This window comes from Microvirga lotononidis (assembly GCF_034627025.1).
Taxonomy (GTDB): Bacteria; Pseudomonadota; Alphaproteobacteria; order Rhizobiales; family Beijerinckiaceae; genus Microvirga; species Microvirga lotononidis.
Genome location: NZ_CP141048.1, coordinates 1,540,624 through 1,564,211, shown reverse-complemented (window position 1 = coordinate 1,564,211; position 23,588 = coordinate 1,540,624). Strand labels below are relative to the sequence as shown.

At 64.5% G+C, this 23,588-nt stretch carries 22 protein-coding genes; 18 read left to right on the top strand and 4 right to left on the bottom strand.

Annotation, left to right across the window (positions count from 1 at the left end; all coding sequences use genetic code 11):
* Positions 1-42 precede the first annotated feature (42 nt).
* Together U0023_RS07375 and U0023_RS07370 are read left to right on the top strand one after the other, a co-directional pair.
* Positions 43-981, top strand: a complete 939-nt coding sequence (locus tag U0023_RS07375; protein WP_040638220.1) for a dihydrodipicolinate synthase family protein — start codon at positions 43-45, stop codon at positions 979-981.
* A gap of 63 nt (positions 982-1,044) precedes the next feature.
* Positions 1,045-2,502, top strand: a complete 1,458-nt coding sequence (locus tag U0023_RS07370) for an FAD-binding oxidoreductase (RefSeq protein WP_009490418.1) — start codon at positions 1,045-1,047, stop codon at positions 2,500-2,502.
* Between the two features lie 9 nt (positions 2,503-2,511).
* On the opposite strand, the gene U0023_RS07365 is transcribed toward U0023_RS07370, so the two are convergent.
* The gene (locus tag U0023_RS07365; RefSeq protein WP_154660988.1) at positions 2,512-2,706 is read right to left on the bottom strand and encodes a hypothetical protein; all 195 of its coding nucleotides are present in this window, start codon (positions 2,704-2,706) and stop codon (positions 2,512-2,514) included.
* On the opposite strand from U0023_RS07365, the gene U0023_RS07360 reads away from it, so the two are divergent.
* The 8 genes from U0023_RS07360 (at position 2,705) to U0023_RS07325 (ending at position 10,798) form a co-directional block, all read left to right on the top strand.
* Entirely contained in the window at positions 2,705-3,346 is a 642-nt protein-coding gene (locus tag U0023_RS07360) for a TetR family transcriptional regulator (RefSeq protein ID WP_009490417.1), read from the top strand. The genes U0023_RS07365 and U0023_RS07360 overlap by 2 nt on opposite strands.
* A 120-nt stretch (positions 3,347-3,466) precedes the next feature.
* Positions 3,467-4,273, top strand: a complete 807-nt coding sequence (locus tag U0023_RS07355; protein ID WP_009490416.1) for an ABC transporter permease — start codon at positions 3,467-3,469, stop codon at positions 4,271-4,273.
* 35 nt (positions 4,274-4,308) lie between these two features.
* Positions 4,309-5,316, top strand: coding sequence for an ABC transporter substrate-binding protein (locus tag U0023_RS07350; RefSeq protein WP_009490415.1), 1,008 nt, complete (start codon positions 4,309-4,311; stop codon positions 5,314-5,316).
* A gap of 17 nt (positions 5,317-5,333) precedes the next feature.
* Entirely contained in the window at positions 5,334-6,158 is an 825-nt protein-coding gene (locus tag U0023_RS07345) for an ABC transporter ATP-binding protein (RefSeq protein WP_009490414.1), read from the top strand.
* A gap of 4 nt (positions 6,159-6,162) precedes the next feature.
* Entirely contained in the window at positions 6,163-7,551 is a 1,389-nt protein-coding gene (locus tag U0023_RS07340) for an enolase-like domain-containing protein (RefSeq protein WP_009490413.1), read from the top strand.
* Between the two features lie 12 nt (positions 7,552-7,563).
* On the top strand, positions 7,564-8,751 hold the full coding sequence (locus U0023_RS07335) for a Gfo/Idh/MocA family protein (RefSeq protein ID WP_009490412.1): 1,188 nt from the start codon (positions 7,564-7,566) through the stop codon (positions 8,749-8,751).
* A complete protein-coding gene (locus U0023_RS07330) occupies positions 8,738-9,928 on the top strand; it encodes a dihydrodipicolinate synthase family protein (RefSeq protein WP_009490411.1) in 1,191 nt (396 codons plus the stop codon). Before U0023_RS07335 ends, U0023_RS07330 begins: the two co-directional genes overlap by 14 nt.
* Positions 9,929-9,931: 3 nt before the next feature.
* The gene (locus U0023_RS07325; RefSeq protein ID WP_009490410.1) at positions 9,932-10,798 is read left to right on the top strand and encodes a sugar phosphate isomerase/epimerase family protein; all 867 of its coding nucleotides are present in this window, start codon (positions 9,932-9,934) and stop codon (positions 10,796-10,798) included.
* A 74-nt stretch (positions 10,799-10,872) separates the two neighbouring features.
* Here the strand turns inward: U0023_RS07325 and U0023_RS07320 are convergent, their stop codons facing one another.
* Positions 10,873-11,985, bottom strand: a complete 1,113-nt coding sequence (locus U0023_RS07320; protein ID WP_040638218.1) for an Ldh family oxidoreductase — start codon at positions 11,983-11,985, stop codon at positions 10,873-10,875.
* 77 nt (positions 11,986-12,062) lie between these two features.
* Complete coding sequence (locus tag U0023_RS07315; protein WP_009490408.1) at positions 12,063-13,313, bottom strand: Gfo/Idh/MocA family protein; 1,251 nt, start codon at positions 13,311-13,313, stop codon at positions 12,063-12,065.
* 359 nt (positions 13,314-13,672) lie between these two features.
* Between U0023_RS07315 and U0023_RS07310 the strand changes: the two genes are divergently transcribed.
* From U0023_RS07310 to U0023_RS07285, 6 genes are all read left to right on the top strand, one after another.
* Positions 13,673-14,953: an ABC transporter substrate-binding protein gene (locus U0023_RS07310; RefSeq protein WP_009490407.1), complete on the top strand. Its 1,281-nt coding sequence runs from the start codon at positions 13,673-13,675 to the stop codon at positions 14,951-14,953.
* An 87-nt stretch (positions 14,954-15,040) separates the two neighbouring features.
* Positions 15,041-15,982, top strand: coding sequence for a carbohydrate ABC transporter permease (locus U0023_RS07305; protein WP_009490406.1), 942 nt, complete (start codon positions 15,041-15,043; stop codon positions 15,980-15,982).
* Complete coding sequence (locus U0023_RS07300) at positions 15,975-16,835, top strand: carbohydrate ABC transporter permease (protein ID WP_009490405.1); 861 nt, start codon at positions 15,975-15,977, stop codon at positions 16,833-16,835. The genes U0023_RS07305 and U0023_RS07300 overlap by 8 nt, the downstream gene beginning before the upstream one ends.
* Positions 16,836-16,845: 10 nt before the next feature.
* The gene (locus U0023_RS07295; protein ID WP_009490404.1) at positions 16,846-17,877 is read left to right on the top strand and encodes a Gfo/Idh/MocA family protein; all 1,032 of its coding nucleotides are present in this window, start codon (positions 16,846-16,848) and stop codon (positions 17,875-17,877) included.
* Positions 17,877-18,755 (top strand): SMP-30/gluconolactonase/LRE family protein, encoded by an 879-nt coding sequence (locus tag U0023_RS07290; RefSeq protein WP_009490403.1) that lies wholly within the window; start codon positions 17,877-17,879, stop codon positions 18,753-18,755. Before U0023_RS07295 ends, U0023_RS07290 begins: the two co-directional genes overlap by 1 nt.
* 116 nt (positions 18,756-18,871) lie before the next feature.
* Positions 18,872-19,675 carry an NAD-dependent epimerase/dehydratase family protein gene (locus U0023_RS07285; RefSeq protein ID WP_009490402.1) on the top strand — a complete coding sequence of 268 codons (804 nt, stop codon included), beginning with the start codon at positions 18,872-18,874 and terminating at the stop codon, positions 19,673-19,675.
* An 85-nt stretch (positions 19,676-19,760) separates the two neighbouring features.
* Here U0023_RS07285 and U0023_RS07280 read toward each other — a convergent pair whose 3' ends face one another.
* Positions 19,761-20,861 (bottom strand): Gfo/Idh/MocA family protein, encoded by a 1,101-nt coding sequence (locus tag U0023_RS07280; protein WP_009490401.1) that lies wholly within the window; start codon positions 20,859-20,861, stop codon positions 19,761-19,763.
* A 307-nt stretch (positions 20,862-21,168) separates the two neighbouring features.
* Between U0023_RS07280 and U0023_RS07275 the strand changes: the two genes are divergently transcribed.
* Entirely contained in the window at positions 21,169-22,224 is a 1,056-nt protein-coding gene (locus U0023_RS07275; protein WP_009762989.1) for an ABC transporter ATP-binding protein, read from the top strand.
* Between the two features lie 222 nt (positions 22,225-22,446).
* Entirely contained in the window at positions 22,447-23,541 is a 1,095-nt protein-coding gene (locus U0023_RS07270) for an NAD(P)/FAD-dependent oxidoreductase (RefSeq protein ID WP_040638927.1), read from the top strand.
* Positions 23,542-23,588 lie beyond the last annotated feature (47 nt).

The following is a 23,588-nucleotide window of genomic DNA, read 5'->3' as shown; positions in this document are numbered from 1 at the left end:
GGCCCCTGCAGAACCGCCCCTGAAAACAGCGAGACACCCTCCATGCTGACGACCATCGACACCTCCCACCTCGCCCGCTCTGTTCTGGCGGTTCCGCCATTCGCCCTGACGGCCGATTTCGAGATCAACCGGGAGGCGAATGCGAAGCTGATCCGCCATCTCGAAGCCGGGGGCGTGTCGACGCTGCTCTATGGCGGCAACGCCAACGTCCATAACTGGCCGGTGTCGAAATTCGCCGAATGGCTCGACAGTCTCGAGGAGTCGGCAGCCGAAAGCACATGGCTGATCCCGTCGGTCGGGCCCGATTGGGGCAAGCTCGTCGACGAGGCCGCGATCCTCAAATCGCGCCGTTATCCCGTCGCCATGGCGCTGCCGATGATCGCCCCGCAGACGCCCGAAGGCGTGGTGCGCGGGCTGCAGGATTTCGTGGACCGCTCCGGCGTGCCGCTGATCGTCTACATCAAGACCGACCAGTACGTGCCCGCGAAGGCCATGGCGAAGCTCGTGGAGCAGGGCGCCGTCTTCGGCATCAAATATGCGGTTCCGCGCGCCGACCTGACGCAGGATTCCTACCTGCGGGAGCTGATCGACGCGGTCGGCGCGGAGCGCATCGTCAGCGGCTTCGGCGAGCCTCCGGCGCTGCCGCATCTCACGCATTTCAAGCTCGCCGGCTTCACGGCAGGCTGCGTGTGCATCGCGCCGCATCTGTCCATGTCCTTCCTCCATGCGCTGAAGCGCGGCGACGAGGCCGAGGCGCGGCGTCGACTGGAGGTCTTCATGCCGCTCGAAGCCCTGCGTGAGCGCCACAACGCGATCCGGGTCCTCCACACCGCCGTGTCCCTTTCGGGCGTGGCCGAGATGGGCCCGATCCTGCCGCTCCTCACCGAGGCCGACCCGGCGGTCCATGGCGACATCAGGGAAGCCGCCAGGGCGCTTCTCGCGGCGGAAATGACCGCTCGACAGGAGGCCGCGGCTGCGTAATCTGACCGGCATCATCGGTCGACCGGCCCTGCGCCGGCAGCATGCAAGGCGTCTGTGATCTCCATGCCTGAAACCCCCTCCGATTTCCTAGGCGTGCTCTCCGCACGCCTGGGAGAAAAGCACGTCATCGCCGATCCCGCCGGGATGGAGAGCTATCTCGTCGAGGAGCGGAAGCTCTACCGCGGCAACGCCCTGGCGGTGGTCCGTCCCGGCAACACCGAGGAGGTTGCCTTCGTGGTGCAGGAATGCGCCAAGGCGAAGGTCGCTGCCGTGCCGCAGGGCGGCAATACGGGGCTCGTCGGGGGAGGGGTGCCGCACACGGGCATCGTCCTGTCGCTGGCGAGGCTCGACCGCATCCGCGAGGTCAATCCTTTCAACGCCACGATGATCGTCGAGGCCGGGTGCATCCTGAAGACCATTCAGGATGCGGCGGAAAAGGTCGATTGCATCTTCCCGCTGTCCCTGGCCTCCGAGGGATCCTGCCGGATCGGCGGCAACATCTCGACCAATGCCGGCGGCGTGAACGTGCTGCGCTACGGCAATACCCGCGAGCTCGTTCTCGGGCTCGAAGTCGTCCTTGCCGACGGTCGGATCTGGAACGGCCTGAAGAGCCTGCGCAAGGACAACACCGGCTACGACCTGAAGAACCTGTTCATCGGCTCGGAAGGCACGCTCGGCATCGTCACGGCGGCGGTGTTGAAGCTCTTCCCGAGGCCGAAGACCCGCGTGGTGGCCTTCATCGGCTGCGCCTCGCCGCATGCCGCCCTCGATCTCTTCGAGGGCCTGCGCCAGACCCTGGGCGATGCGCTCACGGCCTTCGAGTTCATGCCGCGCTTCGCCCTGGACATCGTGCTCAGGCATGCGCCCGGCGCCGTCCGTCCGCTGAGCGGCGACCATGCCGCCTACGCGTTGATCGAAGTCGCGTCTCCTGATCCCGAGATCGATCTGCGCGCGCTTCTGGAGAAGGCCTTGGGAAGCGCCTTCGAGAACGGCACCATCGAAGACGCCACCATCGCGGCCAGCGAGGCTCAGAACGCGGCCCTCTGGTACCTGCGGGAAAGTCTCTCCGACGTGCAGGGTCTCGAAGGAGGCTCGATCAAGCACGACGTTTCCGTGCCGGTCTCGGACGTGGCGGATTTCATCGTCACGGCGAGCCGGGCCTGCGAGGAAGCCTTGCCCGGAATCCGCGTCTGCGCGTTCGGCCATTTCGGCGACGGCAACATCCACTTCAACCTGACGCAGCCCATCGACATGGAGAAGCCGCTCTTCCTCGCTCAATGGGGGCGCTTCAACCGGATCGTCCACGACATCGTTCACGCCATGAACGGATCGATTTCCGCCGAGCACGGAATCGGCCTCATCAAGCGCGACGAACTCGCCCGCTACAAGGATCCGGTGGCGCTCGACCTGATGAAGACCCTGAAGCGGGCGCTCGACCCGCAGAACATTCTCAATCCCGGAAAGGTCGTCGCCCTGGAAGGAGATCTGCCGCCGGCCTTGCCTATGGGGAAGAAGGGGTGAGGGGAGAAGTCAAAGCGATGCAGCCGATGTCATCACCGGCACGAGGCCGGCCGTGACGGATACGTCTTGCCAATCTTTCGCGCCTAATTTCGAGATGAAAACATGCATTCCCCGGCGGCCGTTTCGTTTTTGCGCCGATTGAGGTAACAACATTGGATCTGCAAAGCGGACCGGCCGCCGGCCTGCGGAAATCTGGAGCTTCATGAACGTCCCCGCCGTCAGCAAGCTAGCCGTTCGAGACGCCGAGGCGACGAAGCGGCGCATCCTCGAGGCGGCAACGGCCGAGTTTGCCGGGCACGGCTATGGCGGAGCGCGCGTGGACCAGATCGCGGAAGCGGCCCGCACCAACAAGCGCATGCTCTATTATTATTATGGGAGCAAGGAAGCGCTGTTTCTCGCGACTCTCGAGGCGGCCTACGATCATATCCGCGCCGCCGAGCGCGAGCTGCATTTGGAGGAGCTCTCGCCCTTGCAGGCGCTCGAGGAGCTCGTGCGTTTCACGTGGAACTATTTCGTGCAGTATCCCGAGTTCATGATGCTGCTCAACGCGGAGAACCAGCACCGCGCCAAGCACCTGAAGAAATCCACCCGGGTGCACACCATGAACTCCCCGGTCATCGAGACCATCGGGGTCATCCTCAAGCGGGGCGAGAAGGCCAAGACCGTCCGCCCCGGCATCGACCCGGTCCAGCTTTACGTGTCCATTGCCGGGCTCTGCTACTTTTACCTGTCGAACGTCTATACCCTCTCCGTGGCCTTCGGCCGCGAGCTTCTGTCTCCGCCGGCCATGAAGGAGCGCATCGACCACGTGGTCGATTTCGTGCTGGCGGGCGTGCGCGCCTGAATCTTCCAAAGAGCGCTTGACATGTCCGACAACCGGGCATCTAATTAACCAGGTAGTTACATAGAGCGGCTCAAGCCGCCCGGCTGCACCCTTTGGAAACGCCCTTGAGGAAGACGCTGCATGACGTCGAAGCTCGCGCGCGCCTGTCAAAATCTGCTGAATTCCGCCTGGATCAAACCGTTCGGGCTTCTCGTCCTCACGGTCGTGCTCTGGGACCTCACGGTCCGGATCTTCGCAATCCCGGCCTATCTGATCCCGCCGCCGAAGGACGTGGCGGTGGCCTTCTGGAATGAGGGCGGCATGCTGCTCAGGGAGGCCGTCCCGACCACGACGGCGACGCTCGGCGGCTTCCTCCTCTCCGCCCTGTTCGGCATCCCGATCGCCATGCTCATCGCAGGATCGCGGACGGTCGAGTCCTACGTCTATCCGCTGCTCGTCTTCTCGCAGTCGATCCCCAAGGTCGCGGTGGCGCCGCTCTTCGTGGTCTGGTTCGGCTTCGGCATGGCGCCCAAGGTGATCTCGGCGTTCCTGCTCGGGTTCTTCCCGGTGGTCGTCGCCGGCGTGCAGGGCTTCAAGTCCCTCGACCCCGAGATGCGCGACCTCGTGCGCTCCATGAAGGCCTCGCGCCTGCAAGCCTTCACCATGGTCAATCTGCCTCACGCCCTGCCGGCGATCTTCTCCGGCCTGAAGGTCTCCGTCACGCTGGCCGTCGTCGGCGCAGTCGTCGGGGAATTCGTCGGCGCCAATTCGGGCATCGGCTTCGTGCTGCAGCGGTCCATCGGCAATTTCGAGCTGCCGACCATGTTCGCTGCCCTCGTCATCCTGGCGCTGATCAGCGTCATCCTCTTCTGGATCATCGATCTCGTCGAGCGTCTCACCGTGCCCTGGCACGCCAGCCAGCGGCACGACTTTGCAGCAACCGCCTAAAAAAGGCGGAGCCCAAAAACCATCGGAGGAAGTCCATGAAGAAACGTACGTTCCTGAAAGCCACTCTCTTTGCCGCAACCGCCCTCATGCCCTTCGTGTCGCTGCCGGCGCAGGCCGCGGACAAGGTCGTGCTGATGCTCAACTGGTATGTCTATGGCGAGCACGCGCCGTTCTTCTACGGCAAGGAGAAGGGGCTCTATGCCGCCGAGGGGATCGATCTCGAAATCCAGGAAGGACGCGGATCGGCCGTGACCGTGCAGGCGGTGGCCGCAAAGACGGTGGACTTCGCCTATGCGGACGTTCCGACCATGATCCGCGCGGCGGTCAAGGGCGCTCCCGTCACGTCTCCCGGCGTGCTGCTGCAGAAGAACCCCATGTCGGTGATGGGTTTCTCCGAGAAGAACATCCGCAAGGCCGAGGACCTGCGCGGCAAGACGGTGGCGACGACACCGGGCGATTCCATGTCGCAGATCTGGCCGCTCTTTCTGAAGAAAGCGGGCCTCAAGGAAAGTGAGATGCGCATCGTGTCCGGTGATGCTCAGACGAAGCTCAACGCGGTCATCAACGGCCAGGCCGACGTGCTGCTCGGCTACGTCATGGACCAAAGCATGAAGATCAAGGACGCGACGGGCAAGAACGTCACGCCGATCATGTTCGCGGATTACGGCGTCAACCTCGTGTCCTCCGGCATCATCGCGCACAAGGACACCCTGAAGGACAAGGCCGATCTCGTGCGCCGCTTCATGAGCGCCACCACCAAGGCCATCGAAGGCGCGGAGAAAGCCCCGGCCGAGGCCACGCAGGCCGTCCTCAAAGCTCTGCCGAAGGCCGGAAAGCCCGACACGCTGCAGGAGGGCTTCGAGCTGACGATCCCGCTTTATCGCACCGAGGAGACGAAGAGCCAGCGCCCGTTCAACGTCACCGACGCCAACATGGCCGAGACGGTCAATCTCCTCATCGAATACGGCGGACTCGATCCGGCCGCGAAGGAGAACCCCAAGGCGTTCTACACCCGCGACTTCCTGCCGAAGGCCACGCAGTGAGCAGGACCGCGCACGCCATGGCACATCTTCGTGTCATACCCAAGAATGAACTCAAGAGCGAGGCGTCCGCGCCTCGCAACATGATCGAGATCCGCAATCTCGCGAAAACCTATCGCACCCGGGGCGGCGACGTGCCGTCCCTGCGGCCGATCAATCTCGACATCACCGACGGCGAGTTCGTCGCCGTGGTCGGGCCTTCGGGCTGCGGCAAGTCCACGCTCCTCAAACTCGTGGCCGGCCTCATTCGGCCGACCGAGGGCGAGGTCCAGATCGGCGGCGTCGCCGTTCGCGAGCCGCCGGACGACGTGGGCATCGTCTTCCAGAGCCCGGTGCTGCTGCCCTGGCGCTCGGTTCTGCGCAACGTGATGATGCCCGTGGAGGTGCGAAAGCTCGACCGGGAAACCCATCTCGCCCGCGCCCGCAAGCTTCTGTCGATGGCGGGACTCGAGGATTTCCAGAACAAGTATCCCTGGCAGCTCTCCGGCGGCATGCAGCAGCGGACCGCCATCTGCCGGGCCCTGGTGCACGATCCGAAGATCGTGCTCATGGACGAGCCCTTCGGCGCGCTCGACGCCATGACGCGCGAGCGCATGAATCTCGAACTGCAGCGCATCCATCACGAGACCGGCAAGACGATCCTCCTGATCACCCACTCGATCCCGGAAGCGGTGTTCCTGGCGGACCGCGTGGTCGTCATGTCGGAACGTCCGGGCGCGATCGCCGCGATCTACGACGTGACGCTGCCGCGTCCGCGCAACCTGGAGATCATGGGTCACCCGACCTTCGTCGAGCTCACGCAAAGGATCCGCGCTCACTTCTACGCCCGCGGTCACCTGGACTAGGACCATGTCAGGCATTCGGCTTCGCATTCGTGAGATTGAGGCCTTCGAGCGGCCCATGCGCTTCGCGCGGCCGTTCCGCTTCGGCCTCGTCACGGTCGACGAGGCGCCCCAGGCTTTCGTGCGGGTCGTAGTCGAGGTGGAGGGCGCAGGCACCGCGACCGGCGTCACGGCCGAGATGATGATGCCGAAATGGTTCGACAAGAACCCGGCGAAGTCCCCGCAGGACACGATCGCAAACCTGAAGGCGAGCCTCAGCGAGGCCGCCCGCAGCTACGCGCAAGCGGGGGACTGGGACACGGCCTTCGGCCACCACGCGCGAGGCTTCTCGGCGCAGAAGATGTGGGCCGTCGATCACGGTCTGCCGGGACTCGTCGCCTCCTTCGGTCCTGCCCTGATCGACAAGGCCGTCGCCGATGCGCTCCTCAAGGCGTCGGGGATCGGCTTCGCCGAAGGTCTGCGCCGCAATGTCTTCGGCATCGACGCACGGCAGACGCCGGATCTCGCCGAGGACCTCATTCGGTCCTTCCTGTCGGGGGTTCACCCGGTCGGCGACGTTCTTTTGCGGCACACGGTCGGGCTATTGGATTCCCTGGACGGCGCGGGCGGGCTCGAAGACGAGATCCGGCTGGCGAATTTAAGGCTCTTCAAGATCAAGATCGGCGGCGATGTCGATGCGGACATCGCGCGCCTGGCCGCCATCCACGATCTCCTGTCGCGACACGTGCCCGATTATCGCGCCACGCTCGACGCCAACGAGCAGTACGATCCGCAGCGTCTGCGGGTTCTGCTGCAGGCCATGAGCGGCGGCGTCTTGCGGGCCTTCCGCGATCATCTCCTCTACATTGAGCAGCCCTTCGACCGGGCCGGGACTTTCGCCGCGCCCCTGGACGATCTCTCCGGCGAGATCCCGTTCATCATCGACGAGGCGGACGGCGATTACGACGCCTTCCCGCGCGCCGTCGCGCTCGGCTATCGCGGCGTGTCCTCGAAAGCCTGCAAGGGGTTCTACAAGTCGGTCCTGAACGCCGTGCGCGTGTCGGCTTTGAACGAAGCGCATCAGGCCAAGTTCTTCGTCTCCGCCGAGGATCTCACGTGCCAGGCAGGGCTTGGGATCCAGCAGGACACGGCGCTCGTCGCGACGCTCGGGCTGACCCATGCCGAGCGCAACGGACATCATTATGTCGAGGGCTTCGGCCCCGCACCGGATGCGGAGGCGGCGCGCTTTGCGGCCGCGCATCCCGATCTCTACCGGAAGCAGGGCGGCCGTGTCGGCCTTGCTTTCGAACGCGGGTCGCTTCCGACCGCTTCGCTCCTGTCTGCTCCAGGTTTCGCCAGCGGTGCCGAGCCTGACTGGAGCAGTCTCGTTCCGCTCGCACAACATCATCGTTCATAGGGGATATTCATTATGGCACAGCGCAGATTAGGCATCGTGATGCACGGCATCACCGGCCGAATGGGCATGAACCAGCACCTCATCCGTTCCGTCGCGGCGATCCGCGCCCAGGGCGGCGTGACACTCGCGGACGGGTCGAAGGTGCAGCTCGATCCGATTCTCGTCGGACGCAACGCCGACAAGATCCAGGAACTCGCCAAGACCTACGGCATCGACCGCTGGACGACCGATCTCGATGCGGCCATCGCGGACCCGAAGGACGAGATCTTCTTCGACGCGGCGACGACCCAGATGCGTCCGACCCTGCTGGAGCAGGCGATCAATGCCGGCAAGCACATCTATTGCGAGAAGCCGATCTCCACGAATCTGCCGGAAGCCCTGAAGATCGTCCGTCTTGCGCGCGAGAAGGGCGTGAAGAACGGCACCGTACAGGACAAGCTGTTCCTGCCGGGGCTTCAGAAGCTGAAGATGCTGCGCGATTCCGGTTTCTTCGGCCGCATGCTCTCCGTGCGCGGCGAGTTCGGCTACTGGGTGTTCGAAGGCGATTGGGGCCAGCCGGCGCAGCGTCCGTCCTGGAACTACCGTTCCGAAGACGGCGGCGGCATGATCCTCGATATGGTCTGTCACTGGCGCTACGTGCTCGACAACCTCTTCGGCGAGGTCCGCTCGGTCTCTTGCATCGGCTCGACCCATATCCCCGAGCGCGTGGACGAGAAGGGCAAGACCTATCAGGCCACCGCCGACGATTCGGCCTATGCCACCTTCATGCTCGACGGCGGCGTGATCGCGCACATCAACATGTCCTGGTGCACCCGCGTCTACCGTGACGATCTCGTCACGTTCCACGTGGACGGAACGCATGGCTCCGCCGTCGCCGGCCTCACCGATTGCGTGATCCAGCCGCGTCAGGCGACGCCCCGCCCGGTCTGGAACCCGGACCAGAAGCAGACCATCGACTTCTACGACACCTGGCAGCCGGTGCCGGACAACACGGTCTACGACAACGGCTTCAAAACCCAGTGGGAGATGTTCGTCCGCCACGTGGTCGAGGATGCGCCCTACAAGTACACGCTGGTGGAAGGCGCCAAGGGCGTCCAGCTCGTGGAATGCGCGCTGGAGAGCTGGCGCGAGCGCCGCTGGGTCGACGTGCCGCCGTTGAACGTGGGCGCCGCCAAGGAGAAGCAGCATGAACCGGCCTGAGTCCATCAGTGCCCTGTCGATCCGCCTGCCACAGGCGGATCGCAGCCTGGAGACGTACAAGCTCTCCGCGCCGAAATCCTTCCCCGAGAAGGCGAGCGGGCCGATGAACCGCATCGCGTTCTCGGCCGCCCACGTGGTCGCCGATCCGCTCGCAGATGCGGATCCGTGGCTGCAGGCCGCCATCGACTGGGACAAGACCATCGCCTATCGCGAGCGCCTGTGGGATCTCGGCCTCGGGGTCGCCGAGGCGATGGACACTGCGCAGCGCGGCATGGGGCTCGACTGGCCCACCTCGCTCGAACTGATCCGCCGGTCCGTCGGAGCCGCCAAGGCGCGCGGTGACGCCCTGGTGTTCTCCGGGGCCGGCACGGATCATCTCGCTCCGGAGGGGGCGCGCGGCATCGACGACGTGATCCGCGCCTATGAGGAGCAGTTCGCCGCCATCGAAGCCGTCGGCGGGCGCATCATCCTGATGGCGTCGCGCGCGCTCGCCCGCGTCGCCACGTCGCCGGGCGATTACGTCAAGGTTTACAACCGGATCCTCGGCCAGGCGAAGGAACCGGTGATCATTCACTGGCTCGGCGACATGTTCGATCCGGCCCTCGCGGGCTATTGGGGCACGGGTGATCTCGATGCCGCCATGGACACGGCCGTGTCGATCATCAACGACAACGCCGCCAAGGTCGACGGCGTCAAGATCTCCCTCCTCGACAAGGACAAGGAGATCGCCATGCGCCGCCGCCTCGACGAGCGCGTGCGAATGTATACGGGCGACGACTTCAATTATGCGGAGCTGATCGCCGGCGACGAGCAGGGGCATTCGCACGCGCTGCTCGGCATCTTCGACGCCATCGCGCCGGCGGCGTCGTCCGCGCTCGTGAGCCTGGCGGCCGGCAACCTCGATGCGTTCCACGAGGCGCTCGCGCCGACCGTTCCCTTGTCGCGGCACATCTTCCGGGCGCCGACACGGTTCTACAAGACCGGCGTGGTGTTCATGGCCTATCTCAACGGCCATCAGGACCATTTCACGATGGTCGGCGGACAGGAGAGCGCACGCTCGACCCTGCACCTCGCCGAGCTCTTCCGCCTGGCGGACAAGGCCGGGTTGCTGCGGGATCCGGATCTTGCGGTGGAGCGCATGCGCTTCGTCCTCGCCACGCGCGGCGTGGAGGCTTGACGCATGCGTGACTTTTCCGACGATCATCGCGCCCTGTCGATCAACACGGCGACGGTGAGAAAGCAGGGCGATCTCGTGGCCATCACGGAAGCCTGCGCCAGGGCCGACATCAAGGCGATCTCGCCCTGGCGCGATCAGGTGGCCCATGTCGGCCTCAACCGGGCTGTGGCCGCCGTGAAGGATGCGGGGCTCGAACTCTCCGGTTATTGCCGCGGCGGCATGTTCCCGGCCGATGCGGCGCGCCTGCAGGAGGCCACCGACGACAACCGCCGCGCCGTGGACGAGGCGGTCGCGCTCGGGGCCCCCTGTCTCGTGCTCGTGGTCGGCGGCCTGCCGCAATATTCACGGCTTGGCTCTCCCGTATCGAAGGACATCGATGCCGCCCGCGCCATGGTCGAGGACGGCATCGCGACCCTGCTCGAATATTCCAGCCAGGCCGGCCTCCCGCTCGCCATCGAGCCGCTGCATCCCATGTATGCGGCGGATCGCGCCTGCGTGAACACGATGCGCCAGGCTCTCGATATCTGCGACCGGGTCGATCCGGAGCGGACGGGCATGCTCGGCCTTGCGGTCGACGTCTATCACGTCTGGTGGGACCCGGAGCTGAAGGAGCAGATCCGGCGCACGGGACAGGACCGGCTGCTGGCCTATCACGTCTGCGACTGGCTGGTGCCCACGACGGACCTGCTGCTCGATCGCGGCATGATGGGCGACGGCGTCATCGATCTGCGCGGCATTCGTGAGGCCGTCGAGGCGGTCGGCTTCGCGGGCTATTCGGAAGTCGAGATCTTCTCGGAAAACAATTGGTGGAAACGGCCGATGGAGGAGGTGCTCGCCACCTGCATCGAGCGTCACCGCACGGTCGTCTGAGAAGACGACCGTTCGATCTTTGACATCGTGTCTTTGACTATTGGCTCCCGCCTACGGGCGGGAGCCGAAAAACACTACGCGGCCATGGCGGCTTTCAGCAGGTAGGGAGCGCCGGCCGCCTCCGCGATGTCCTGCACTTTCAGTTTCAATGTCTCGGGGATCGGGATGCCCTTTGCGAGACGCTCTTCGCGGGCCGTCCATTCCGGCTCTCCCGGGATGAGGACCGGATTGTCCTCCCGGACGGGCCGCGTGGTGTGGAGCGTGTCGACGATCGCCTCCACGTCGGCCTGGAACTCGTCGAACGGCCTGAAGGCCGCCGGGTTCAGGGCCATGAAGAAATGCCCGATATTGTCGGGATCGGACGGCTTCTGCGTCCGGTTCCTCACGGGCGAGAAGGATGCGCCGGAGAGGGTACCCGACAAGATCTGAGCAATGAGGCCGAGCCCGTATCCCTTATGGCCTCCCATGTCGCTGCCGTCGCCGCCGATGGGCGTGAGGCCGCCCTCGCGCCCCTCGAAAATCTGGCGGAAAGCCTGTCCTGAATCGGTGACCGGCTGTCCCTGACCGTCGATCACCCACCCGGGAGGAAGCTCCTTGCCCTGGAGGGCATAGACCTTCACCTTGTTGGCGGCCACGACACTGGTGGAAATGTCGACGCAGATGTCCGGATGGGATCCGGCCGGGACCGCGACTGCGATCGGGTTCGTGCCGAGCACGCGCTCGACGCCGTTCGTCGGCACGACGGAGATGACGCGGGTCGTCGACGAGACGACGCCGATCAGCCCACGCTCCGCCGCCATCGTGGCGTAGTAGCCGGCGGCGCCGAAATGGTGGGAATTGAACACCGAGACGATGCCGACATCGTGCGCCAGCGCCTTCTCGATGGCGAGATCCATGCCCATCAGGGCCGCGGGATGGCCGAGGCCCGCTCCGCCGTCGATCAGGGCAGTGCTCGCACTCTGCCGGACGATCCTGGGTTCGGCCTGAAGCCGCAGCTGTCCGGCATTCTGCATCTGAGCATATTGGGTCAGCATCGAGATGCCGTGCGAATCGACGCCGCGCAGATCGGTCTCGACCATCACCTCGGCGGTCAGGCGCAGCTTGTCCTCGTCCATGCCCCAGGCCCGCAGGATCGCCTCGATCTGGGCGCGAATCACATCCGCCGAGAAGTTCTCACTCGCGACCATTGAGTATGCTTTCGTTTCATCAATTCGGCTGCTGCGTAGAGCCGGTGAGGAGGTGGTTTGCGCCACCTCCTGGATCATCAGGCGGCGATGGCCTGCGCCGGATCGAGCAGCTTCGAGACGCTGACCATCTGGCCCGTCTTCGCGCTTTGAAGTGCCGCGATGCCGCACAGGACCGACATGGCGCCGGCGCGCGAACCGGCGCGCTGGTTCAGCGGGTCCGGCGTATCCGGCTTGAAGAGCATGTCCTGCAGCTTCGGGTCGCCGCCGAAATGGCCGCCGGGCTCATGCGGGACCGTGATGGTCTCCGCGCCGCCGAAGTTCCGCACGAGCAGGATCTCGTCGTGCTCCGGCGTCTCCCAGGGCTGGCGCTCGAACTGGCGCATTTGGATGCGGCCCTTGGTGCCGTCGAACGCGATGAAATGGCCCTCGATCGGCATGTAGGTATTCACCGAATAGGTGACCTGCACGCCCTTCCGGTAGCGGATCATGGCCGACATGGTGTCGGGGATGTTGATCTCCTCGCGGAACACGCAGGCGTCGCGCACATAGCCGTCCTCGCGCGAGGGATCCTCGTAGAGAGCCTCAAGCCAGGGATCCTTGCTGATGTCCATGTAGTAGTCGCAATAGCTGGCATGCGGGCATGTCTTGCAGCGCTCGCCGCGGAAGGGGCCGGCCTTGCCGTATTTGCGCAGGCTCGCGAAGGCGGACACGTCCTCCGGGTCGTCGTCCAGGTACCAGTTCATCAGGTCGAAATGGTGCGTGCTCTTGTGCACGAACAGGCTGCCGGAATTCTCCTCGACGGCGTGCCAGCGGCGGAAGTAGTCGGCTCCGTGTTTGTTGTCGAGGAACCAGTGGAAATCAATGGAGGTGACGTCGCCGATCACGCCCGAGTTCAGGAGCTCCTTGATCTTCCGGACGGTCGGCGCGTAGCGGTAATTGAAGGTCACGTCGACGCGCTTACCCGTGCGCTTCTCGGCATCGAGGATCCGGCGCACCTTCTCGGCCGTCGTGGTCATCGGCTTTTCGGTGATGACGTTCACGCCGGCCTCGAGCGCCCGCACGATCATCTCGTCGTGATTCGAATCACGCGTGCAGATGATCACCGTGTCCGGCTTGACGGTCGCAATCATCTCCTGAGCGTCGGCATAGATGGGGGCATCGATTCCCAGGAAGCCCCGAGCGCGCTCGGCGCGAAGCCTGTTGATGTCGCACAGGGCGACGATCTCGACGAAGTCGCCGTAACCCTTGACGACGTTGATCCCCCACATGCTCGTGCCGCGATGGCCTGTGCCGATGAGGGCAATGCGTTTCCTGTTCGCGCGATCCATACTCTTGGGTTCTCCTGCTGCTTCGCTCGTGGCGTTCGCTGAGCGATTGATTTGTCAGACAAATTGGAGCTTCGGCCGTCGGAAAACCAGAGGGGCAGACTCTTCTCGGTCTGATTGTTCCTAGGGAAGCTTCGGTAAAGAAGCTTAGATCGCCAAATTACATCATACAACTGGTTGACATACAACCGTTCTAAATTTTAGCTTCATGTCGGAGGGCGACAAAAGAAAACTGCCGGCGTAGCGTAGGGCTAGGGACCAGAACCTCGACGCGACGCAAGCCAAAGAAAAAGAACCGGCGCCAGGAGAGAGAAATAAGTCCGGGTGGCCGCCCAAGCGGCGCCCAAGAGGGAGAACGCCACATGACTCACGACCTTAACCGTAGGACTTTGTTGAAGGCGGCCCTCGGGTCTGCCGGCCTCAGCGCTCTGGGAAGCCTTCCGGCCTTTGCGCAGGACGCGCGCATTCGCCTGTACTGGTGGGGCTCGAAGGAGCGCTCCGACCGTACGCTGAAAGCGGTCGCGCTCTATCAGGAGCGGAACCCGAGCGTGAAGATCGACGGCGAAACCCTGGCATGGGGCGATTACTGGCCCCGGCTCGCCACTCAGGCGGCTGGCCGCAACGCTCCCGACCTGATCCAGATGGATTACCGGTATGTCGCGGAATATGCCCGCCGCGGCGCCCTGCTGCCGCTCGACGAGTTCCTGGGCAAGTCGCTCACCATCAGTGACTTCGACAAGGCCTCCCTCGACAGCTGCAAGGTCGACGGCAAGCTCTACGGCATCAATATCGGCAACAACTCGAACGCCCTGATCTACAACAAGGCCGCATTCCAGAAGGCCGGCGTGCCCGAGCCGATCGACGTGACCTGGGACAAGTTCTTCGAACTCGCCGCCGCGGTGACGAAAGCGCATAACGGCGAATATTACGGAACGTCCGACGGAAGCTCCGAAGAGACCGCCTTTGAGAACTGGCTCCGCCAGCGCGGCAAGGCGCTCTACACGGAGGACGGCAAGCTCGGCCTGACCGAGCAGGATGCGACCGACTGGTTCGCCATGTGGGCCAAGGCGCGCGAGGCGAAGGCGTGCCCTCCGGCCGACCTGCAGGCGCTCGACAAGAACAATATCGAGACGAACCTGCTGACCCAGGGCCGCGCGGCCTGCGCGTTCAATCACTCGAACCAGTATGTGGGCTATCAAGTTCTCAACAAGAACCCGCTCGGCGTCACCATGTATCCGCAGGGGGCGGGCCCCAATCCCGGCCATTACCTCAAGCCGTCGATGATGTGGAGCATCTATGCCCGCTCCAAGGTGGCCGAGCAGGCCGTCAAGTTCGCCAACTTCACCGTGGAGGACGTGGACGGCGCGAAGGTCCTCGGCGTGGAGCGCGGCGTGCCCGCCTCGCCCAAGATCCGCGACGCCGTCTCGGCAGAACTCGACGACATGGGCAAGCTCGTGGTGGGCTTCATCGCTCACGTCACGCCCAAGGTCGGACCGATCCCGCCCGCTCCCCCGAAGGGCGCCGGTGAGATCCAGACGATGCAGCGCCGGATCGCCGAGCAGGTCAGCTTCGCTCGCCTGTCTCCGGCCGACGGCGGCAAGCAGTACGTCAGCGAAGCCCAGGCCATTCTGAGCCGCGCCTGACATGACCGCCTTCTGACTCACCAGGCCGACCCAGCCGAACCGGGTCGGCCTGTCCGTCTATCATGACATTGCTGTGAGCCATTCCGCATGACAACAACTGCTCAAATCCCTTTGACGATCAGCGAGCCGGAGAAGCGCAGCAAGCGCCGCGGAGGATGGTCCCGGACGCTTGTCTCCTATTCCTTTCTTGCGCCCTGGCTCATCGGCTTTCTCGGGCTGACCCTCGGCCCGACGCTCGCGTCCCTTTATCTGTCCTTCACCAATTTCGACCTGCTGCAGGATCCGCAGTTCATCGGATTGGCCAATTACCAGCGCATCGTCACCAACGACGTGAAGTTCTGGCACTCCATGCAGGTGACGTTCACCTACGTCATCCTGGCGGTTCCGCTGAAGCTCGCTTTCGCACTCGGCCTCGCGATGGTGCTCAACCGCGGCATCGCCGGCCTGCCCCTGTACCGTGCTCTCTTCTATTTGCCCTCGCTGCTCGGCGCGAGCGTCGCTATCGCGGTGCTGTGGCGCCAGCTCTTCGCCAAGGACGGCCTCGCGAACGTGGCGCTGGGCTTCTTCGGCATCCAGGGGCCGAGCTGGATCTCCGACCCGAACTACTCGCTCTACACGCTGGTGCTGCTCAGCGTCTGGCAGTTCGGATCGCCGATGATCATCTTCCTCGCCGGCCTGCGCCAGATCCCGCCGGACGTGTACGAGGCCGCGAACATCGACGGCGCCAACAAGGTGCAGCAGTTCTTCAAGATCACCCTGCCGCTGCTTACGCCGGTGGTATTCTTCAACGGCATCGTGCAGACCATCGACGCCTTCAAGGCCTTCACGCCGGCCTTCATCATCAGCGAGGGCACCGGCGGACCGATCGACTCGACCCTCTTCTACACCCTGTACCTGTATCAGGAAGGCTTCGCCTATTTCCGCATGGGATATGCGTCGGCCCTGGCATGGATCCTGCTGATCATCATCGCCTGCTTCACCGCCTTCTCGTTCCTCACCTCTCGTTACTGGGTCCATTACAATGACTGATGCTGCAGCTACGACGCAGAATGTCGGCGGCGCCCGCTCGCTTCTCTACCATGTGATCCTGTGCGGCGTGTCGCTGGTCATGCTCTATCCGCTGCTCTGGATGCTCGCGAGCAGCTTCAAGCCCGACGACGAGATCTTCGGCAACGCGTCCCTGTGGCCGGACAGCTTCACCCTCGACGCCTACATCCGCGGCTGGAGCGGTCTGACGGTGAGCTTCGGGACCTTCTTCTGGAACTCGCTCGTGATCGCGGTGCTCAGCGTAATCGGAAACGTGATCTCATGCTCGCTGGCGGCCTATGCCTTCGCGCGCCTGAAGTTCCCGCTGAAGAATTTCTGGTTCGCGCTCATGCTCGGCACGCTGATGCTGCCGTACCACGTGACCCTGATCCCGCAATACGTGCTGTTCCTGAACCTCGACTGGGTGAACACCTTCCTGCCGCTGGTGGTGCCGAAGTTCCTGGCCGCGGACGCCTTCTTCATCTTCCTGCTCTACCAGTTCTTCCGGGGCATTCCGCGCGAGCTCGACGAGGCGGCGATCATCGACGGCGCCGGCCCCTGGCGCATCTTCTGGAGCGTCATGCTGCCCCTGTCGGTGCCGGCGCTCGCCACGGCGGCGATCTTCACCTTCATCTGGACCTGGGACGACTTCTTCGGCCCGCTTATCTATCTGAACGATGCGAGCCAGTACACGGTCCAGCTCGGCCTGCGCACCTTCGTGGACTCGACGGGCAAGTCCGACTGGAGCGCCCTGTTCGCCATGTCGGTGGTCGCCCTGATCCCGGTCCTGCTGTTCTTCGGCGTCTTCCAGCGCCTGCTGATCGAAGGCATCGCGACCACGGGCCTCAAGGGTTAAGGATCAACGAATGTCAGCATCCGGTATTCGCTTTTCCGTGATCGGCATCAACCACAACCATATCTTCGGTCAGGTTGATGCCCTTCTCGGCGCTGGGGCCACCTTCGTGTCCTTCTTCGCCAGGGAGGACGATCTCGCGGTTCCCTTTGCGGAGCGCTATCCGCAGGCGGAGCGTGTTCATGATGCCCGCCGCATCCTGGAGGACGACAGCATCGCCATCGTGCTGAGCGCCGCGATCCCCAAGGATCGCGCACGGATCGGCATCGAGGTCATGCGCCACGGCAAGGACTACATGGTCGACAAGCCGGGCATGATCACGCTCGAGGAACTGGCGGAGGTCCGCCTGGTCCAGCAGGAGACGGGGCGCATCTACTCGATCTTCTACTCGGAGCATTTCAACAGCCGGGTCACCAACAAAGCCGGCGAGCTGATCCGCGACGGAGCGATCGGCAAGGTGGTGAACACCTTGGGGCTCGGCCCGCACCGCCTCAATGCGCAAAGCCGCCCGTCCTGGTTCTTCGAGCGGGAGGCCTATGGGGGCATCCTGACCGACATCGCGTCCCATCAATGCGAGCAGTTCCTGTTCTATACGGGCGCGAAGGACGCGGAGGTCACCCACGCGATGGTGGCCAACCGCAACAATCCCCAGACGCCGGGCCTCCAGGATTTCGGCGAGATGACGCTCCGGTCGAACGACGCCACCGGCTATATCCGCGTGGATTGGTTCACTCCGGACGGCCTGCCGATCTGGGGCGACGGGCGCGTGATGGTCGTCGGGACCGACGGCTATATCGAGATGCGCAAGTACATCGACATCGCCGGCCGCGAGGGCAAGGATCACCTCTTCCTCGTGGACAAGACCGGCACGCGCCATCTCGACTGCTCCGGCGAAGACTTGCCCTATGGGCGCGATCTTCTGAACGACGTGCGCGACCGGACCGAGACGGCCATGGGCCAGGAGCACTGCTTCAAGGCCATGGAGCTGACCCTCCAAGCGCAAGCCCTGGCGGAAGCGGCGCCGGCCGGGCAGGGACCCCGCTGATGCCCGAGTTCCGTCTGCTCAAGGATGTGCGCTGCTCCATCGGCGAGAGCCCGGTCTGGGACGATCGCCGCAAGGTCCTGTTCTTCGTCGACATCAAGGCTCCGGCCATCCATTCCATCCGGCTCGACGGTACGGAGCATCGCACCTGGGCGATGCCGAGGGCCGTCGGCTCCATCGGACTCGGCGCCAGCGGGCGCCTGGTCGTGGCGCTCGAGCGCACCATCGCCGTCTTCGACCCGGATGCCGAGAGCCTCGACATCATCGCGGAGCTCCCCGACGAGCCTTCATGGCACCGGTTGAACGACGGCAAGGTGGGCCCCGACGGTGCCTTCTGGGTCGGGTCCATGGACGACCGGCCGCAGAAGGAGCCGCGCGGTTCGCTCTATCGGGTCGATGGGCGCGGTCGGGTGACCCGCGTGCTCGAACATGTCTGCCTCGTGTCGAACGGGCTCGCCTGGTCGGACGACGGCCGCACCATGTTCCATTCGGATTCCCGTGGCCGCTGGATCGACCGCTACGATTTCGAGCCCTCCTCGGGCGGCCTCGCGAACCGGGCTCGCATCGCCACGCTCGATGACGCCAGGGGGCGACCGGATGGCGGCGCGTGCGACGCGGAGGGGTTCTACTGGAGCTGCGGCGTATCGGCCGGACGGCTGAACAGGTTCTCCCGCGAGGGAGAGATCGTGGAAACCCATCCGGTCCCCGTGCCGGCCCCCACCATGCCGTGCTTCTGCGGCGACGACCTCAAGACGCTCGTGATCACATCCCTCAAGCCGGACGATCCCGACGTTCTGGCCGCCGCGCCGCAATCGGGCAGCCTGTTCATCGCGTCGTCTCCCGTCGCCGGTGCACGGATCGCCCGGTGGGCGGACGCCTGACGGGCCGGTTCCATCCATCATCGTGAGGATCCGTCCGGTATCAGGTTCTCTGTACCCGCAGAATTCATCATATATCTTATAAATATCGCCTTCATCATCAGCCCCGCGGACCAGCCATGACCTCGAAACGAATCCTGATCACCGGAGCCGCCGGTCGTCTCGGAACGATCCTGCGCCAGTCCCTCGCCGGACGATTCGAGCTGCTGCGGCTGTCCGACATCGTCCCCATGACAGCAACGGCCGAGGGCGAGCAGATCGCTCCCTGCGATCTTGCCGACGCGGCGGCCGTTCGGGATCTGTGCGAAGGCATGGATGCCGTCATCCATCTCGGCGGCATCCCTTACGAAACCGGATGGTCCGAGATGCTGAGAACCAACATCGCGGGCACCGTCAATCTCTATGAAGGCGCAAGACACGCCGGCGTCGATCGCGTGATTTTCGCCAGCAGCAACCATGCCACCGGCATGTATCCGAACGACAGGACGCTGACCGGCGGCAGCCCGCCCCGTCCCGACTCACGCTACGGCCTGACGAAGGCCTTCGGAGAGGACGTGGCGGCGCTCTATGCCTACAAGCACGGCATCCGCAGCCTCTGCCTGAGGATCGGGTCGTGCCTGCCGAAGCCGGACAACAGGCGCGCCTTGTCCACGTGGCTGTCCCATAAGGATTTCGTCCGACTGGTCGAGGTGGGCCTGACCGCCGATTACGTCCATGAGATCGTCTATGGCGTCTCCCGGAACACGCGCTCCTGGTGGGACAATTCCGCCGCCTATCGGCTCGGCTACGAACCGCTGGACAATGCGGAGGTTTACGCAGCCGAGGTCGAGAGCATCGAGCTCAAGGCGGAGCTTGCCCGCCTCTATCAGGGCGGGAATTTCGTGCCGGAGGAGTTCACGAGCCGCAGGGAATGGCTCGGCTGAGCGATCGCTCGGCGGTTCGTATCAGCAAAAGGAAAAAGCCGGGGCGCCACATGGGCGCTCCGGCTTTCTTCATGTCGCCCGTGGATCAAGCCCGGGCTGCGTAGCGCAGGATGTCGGCGCCTTTGTTCGCGAGGCTCCAGTTCGTATAGCGGGGATGATCGGGGCCCACCTGCAGGGTCTGCGGGCGCTCGGTCTCGATGGATTGGTAGAAAGCCGTCAGCAGCTCCAGCGAGCGGCGCGCATCGGCCAGGGTGATGGGAAGGGCACCACCCGTGACGAGCGCTTCGTGATAGGGCGCGAACAATCCCTCGAAGCGCGTCGGGACGAAATTCCATCCCTCGAAGGCCTGATCGATTTTGGCCTGCACCTCGGGCGAGGCGGGGATGATCTTCCACGGGTCGTCGCCAGGCGCATAAGGCTTCTGGCAGCTCTCGAAGGTCACGTTCTCGAAGCAGAAGCGCAGGCGGCTGATCTCGTCCTGGGAGCCCAGGGTCGCGGCCGTGGACGCCAGGGCGCCGTTCTGCAGTTCCAGGCTGCCGACGACGCAATCCTCCACTTCGATGTCGTTCACGCGGGTCGCCGCGCGAGCGAACACGGATTTCACCGGGCCCATCACGAAGGTGAGAAGGTCGTGCAGATGGATCGCGTGGGTGACGAGAACCCCGCCGAGCTCGGTTTCCCAACGCCCACGCCAGGGATTGTCGTAGTACTTGGAGGTGCGCTTCCAGAACACCTCCACGGAAGCGAGATACGGCTTCCCGGCAATGCCCTGGTCGATGATGTGCTTGGCCTTCATGATGCCGTTGCCGTAGCGATACTGGAAGATCGGCAGCACGCGGCCCTTGGACTGCTTCTCGGCCGCGATCACCTTGTCCACATCCGCCACGGAGCCGACGAGCGGCTTCTCGCAGACGACGTTCTTGCCGGCGGCGAGTGACGCAAGGATCTGCTCGAGATGGACCGCCGGGGGCGTGCAGACGTCGACGATGTCCACATCCTCCATCCGGAGGACTTCATCGAAGTCCTTCGTCCGCCGCGCGATGCCGAACTCGTCGCCGATGCTCGCCAGGCGCTCGTCGTTGAGGTCGCAGATCGCGACCACGCGGAACTTGTCCGGATGAGCCGCATAGGAAACGATGTGAGTGCGGCCAATTCCGCAGCCGACGACCGCAACGTTCTTGATCATGAGCGCTATTCTCCCTTCGCTCCGGGCCGCGCGGGCTTTTCGGAGCTTGACGATGCAAAACGGCTCCTGTGCGTGAGGGCAGACGGATCTGCGAACGGACGACAGCGACTCATTGTGGCTGAGCTTCAGGAACCGTAATCTTCGCGATGCAACGTCACTCCGGCTTGCATGTCAAGATTTGTCGTGCAACATGATATGTGCTTAACTTGATCAAGTCGTGAAAACAGATACGTTAGCGTAGCCGTATCAAGGTTCTGCAGAGCACCCTGAGAGTGCCGCGAACGCACAAAGTTTTGGAGGAAGCCCCGTGGCCTCAGTTGAGATCCGCAACATCCGCAAGAATTTCGGCACGGTCCCGGTCATTCACGGGGTGTCGATCGACATCCAGGACGGGGAGTTCGTGATCCTGGTGGGCCCGTCGGGCTGCGGCAAGTCGACCCTGCTGCGCATGATCGCCGGGCTGGAGAGCGTCTCGGGCGGCGAGCTGCGCATCGGCCCGAAGGTGGTCAACGACATGCCGCCGAAAGAGCGCGACATCGCCATGGTGTTCCAGAACTACGCCCTCTACCCGCATATGACGGTCGCCGACAACATGGCCTTCTCGCTCAAGCTCAAGAAGGCGCCGAAAGCCGAGATCAAGGCCCGCGTCGACCGCGCCGCCGAGATCCTGGGGCTCAACAAGCTGCTCGACCGCTACCCGCGCCAGCTCTCGGGCGGCCAGCGCCAGCGCGTCGCGATGGGCCGGGCCATCGTGCGCGACCCGCAGGTGTTCCTGTTCGACGAGCCCCTGTCCAACCTCGACGCCAAGCTGCGCGTGGCCATGCGCACCGAGATCAAGGCCCTGCACCAGCGCCTGAAGACCACCACCATCTACGTCACCCACGACCAGATCGAGGCCATGACCATGGCCGACAAGATCGTGGTGATGCACGACGGCGTGGTCGAGCAGGTCGGGGCGCCGCTCGAGCTCTACGACCGCCCGGCCAACCTGTTCGTGGCCGGCTTCATCGGCTCGCCGGCGATGAACTTCCTCAAAGGCCACCTGCAGGGCGGGCGCTTCGTCACCGCGAGCGGCACCAGCCTGCCGGTGGCCAATGCCCCGGCGGCCTCGGACGGGCAGCCGATCATCTACGGCATCCGGCCCGAGCACTTCATTCTCGACGACACCAACGGCCTGCCGGCCGAGGTGGCGGTGGTCGAGCCGACCGGTTCGGAGACGCAGGTCTTCGCCAAGTTCGGCGGCGCCGACGTGGTCGGCGTGTTCCGCGAGCGCGTCGACGCTCAGCCCGGCCAGCAGATCCGCGTCACTCCTGATCCGAAGCTCGTGCACCTCTTCGACGAGCAGACCGGCAAGCGTCTCTGAACGGCAAGTCACTCAGGGGCGGCCCGCATCTGCGCGGCCGCCTTTTTTTGTTGCTCCTCGGAGGCTGCCCTCATGACGGACCGACAACCACTCACGTCATCACCGGCCTTGTGCCGGTGATCCCGATTGATTGAGGCAGCGCACGACACAGCACCGGGATGGCCGGGGAAATGTCCGCGATATGCCCGTTGATCGTAGATCTTGAAAGATTGGGAGGCGACCATAGACGTCCTGGTGATCGGCGCAGGGGTCGTCGGCCTTGCTGTCGCGCGGGCGCTGGGCCTTCGCGGGCATGGCGTGATCGTCGCTGAAGCGACCGGCGGCATCGGCAACGGCGTGTCCTCGCGCAACAGCGAAGTGATCCACGCCGGCATGTATTATCCCTCCGGGTCCTTACGGGCGCGTCACTGCGTCGAAGGGCGGCGGGAGCTCTATGCTTTCTGCGAGAGCCACGGTGTGCCTCATGCGAAATGCGGCAAGCTCATCGTCGCTACCAACGATCTCGAACAGGCCAAGATCGAAGGCATCTACGAGCAGGGGCTGGCGAACGGCGTCGAAGGGCTGGCCTATCTCACGGCCGGGGAGGCGCGAGCCCTCGAACCGAATCTCGCCTGCACGGGCGCCGTGCTGTCGCGCGAAACGGGCATCGTCGACAGTCATGCTCTCATGCTTGCCCTGCAGGGCGATCTCGAGAATGCGGGCGGCGTCATCGCCTTTCAGGCTCCGGTGGAACGCATCACGCGAAACGGAACCGGATGGGACGTGCATGTCGGCGGATCGGAGCCGACCGACCTGACCGTCGATGCGGTGATCAACGCGGCGGGCCTCGGCGCGCAGGCGCTCGCCCGCGCGACGGAGGGCTATCCTGAAGATCGCGTTCCCCCGTTGGTTCTCGCCAAGGGCAATTACTTCGGCTGCCTCGGGAAGCCCGCCTTCTCGCGCCTGATCTATCCGGCTCCCGTGGATGGCGGGTTGGGCACGCATGTGACGCTCGATCTTGCCGGCCGCATGCGCTTCGGTCCCGATGTGGAATGGATCGACAGGGAGGAATACGAGGTCGATCCGCGCCGGGCCGAGAGCTTCTATGCCTCCATCCGCCGCTACTGGCCGGGGCTCCCCGACGGCGCCCTCGTGCCCGACTATTCCGGCATCCGCCCCAAGCTCACGGGCCCCGGCGAGAAGGCCGCCGATTTCATGATCGACGGCCCGGCCGAGCATGGACTCCCCGGGCTCGTGCACCTCTTCGGCATCGAGAGCCCGGGGCTGACCTCGTGCCTGTCGATCGCCGAGGACGTGGCGGAGAGGCTGAGCGCTTAAGGAAATTCCGCGCCGTCATCCCGCGGCCACACAGCGGAGCCCGGGAT

Bases quoted from the DNA above. Each gene is read 5' to 3' on its own strand.
- U0023_RS07375 (WP_040638220.1), top strand. From the start codon at position 43: ATGCTGACGACCATCGACACCTCCCACCTCGCCCGCTCTGTTCTGGCG.
- U0023_RS07370 (WP_009490418.1), top strand. From the start codon at position 1,045: ATGCCTGAAACCCCCTCCGATTTCCTAGGCGTGCTCTCCGCACGCCTG.
- U0023_RS07360 (WP_009490417.1), top strand. From the start codon at position 2,705: ATGAACGTCCCCGCCGTCAGCAAGCTAGCCGTTCGAGACGCCGAGGCG.
- U0023_RS07365 (WP_154660988.1), bottom strand. From the start codon at position 2,706: ATGAAGCTCCAGATTTCCGCAGGCCGGCGGCCGGTCCGCTTTGCAGAT.
- U0023_RS07355 (WP_009490416.1), top strand. From the start codon at position 3,467: ATGACGTCGAAGCTCGCGCGCGCCTGTCAAAATCTGCTGAATTCCGCC.
- U0023_RS07350 (WP_009490415.1), top strand. From the start codon at position 4,309: ATGAAGAAACGTACGTTCCTGAAAGCCACTCTCTTTGCCGCAACCGCC.
- U0023_RS07345 (WP_009490414.1), top strand. From the start codon at position 5,334: ATGGCACATCTTCGTGTCATACCCAAGAATGAACTCAAGAGCGAGGCG.
- U0023_RS07340 (WP_009490413.1), top strand. From the start codon at position 6,163: ATGTCAGGCATTCGGCTTCGCATTCGTGAGATTGAGGCCTTCGAGCGG.
- U0023_RS07335 (WP_009490412.1), top strand. From the start codon at position 7,564: ATGGCACAGCGCAGATTAGGCATCGTGATGCACGGCATCACCGGCCGA.
- U0023_RS07330 (WP_009490411.1), top strand. From the start codon at position 8,738: ATGAACCGGCCTGAGTCCATCAGTGCCCTGTCGATCCGCCTGCCACAG.
- U0023_RS07325 (WP_009490410.1), top strand. From the start codon at position 9,932: ATGCGTGACTTTTCCGACGATCATCGCGCCCTGTCGATCAACACGGCG.
- U0023_RS07320 (WP_040638218.1), bottom strand. From the start codon at position 11,985: ATGGTCGCGAGTGAGAACTTCTCGGCGGATGTGATTCGCGCCCAGATC.
- U0023_RS07315 (WP_009490408.1), bottom strand. From the start codon at position 13,313: ATGGATCGCGCGAACAGGAAACGCATTGCCCTCATCGGCACAGGCCAT.
- U0023_RS07310 (WP_009490407.1), top strand. From the start codon at position 13,673: ATGACTCACGACCTTAACCGTAGGACTTTGTTGAAGGCGGCCCTCGGG.
- U0023_RS07305 (WP_009490406.1), top strand. From the start codon at position 15,041: ATGACAACAACTGCTCAAATCCCTTTGACGATCAGCGAGCCGGAGAAG.
- U0023_RS07300 (WP_009490405.1), top strand. From the start codon at position 15,975: ATGACTGATGCTGCAGCTACGACGCAGAATGTCGGCGGCGCCCGCTCG.
- U0023_RS07295 (WP_009490404.1), top strand. From the start codon at position 16,846: ATGTCAGCATCCGGTATTCGCTTTTCCGTGATCGGCATCAACCACAAC.
- U0023_RS07290 (WP_009490403.1), top strand. From the start codon at position 17,877: ATGCCCGAGTTCCGTCTGCTCAAGGATGTGCGCTGCTCCATCGGCGAG.
- U0023_RS07285 (WP_009490402.1), top strand. From the start codon at position 18,872: ATGACCTCGAAACGAATCCTGATCACCGGAGCCGCCGGTCGTCTCGGA.
- U0023_RS07280 (WP_009490401.1), bottom strand. From the start codon at position 20,861: ATGATCAAGAACGTTGCGGTCGTCGGCTGCGGAATTGGCCGCACTCAC.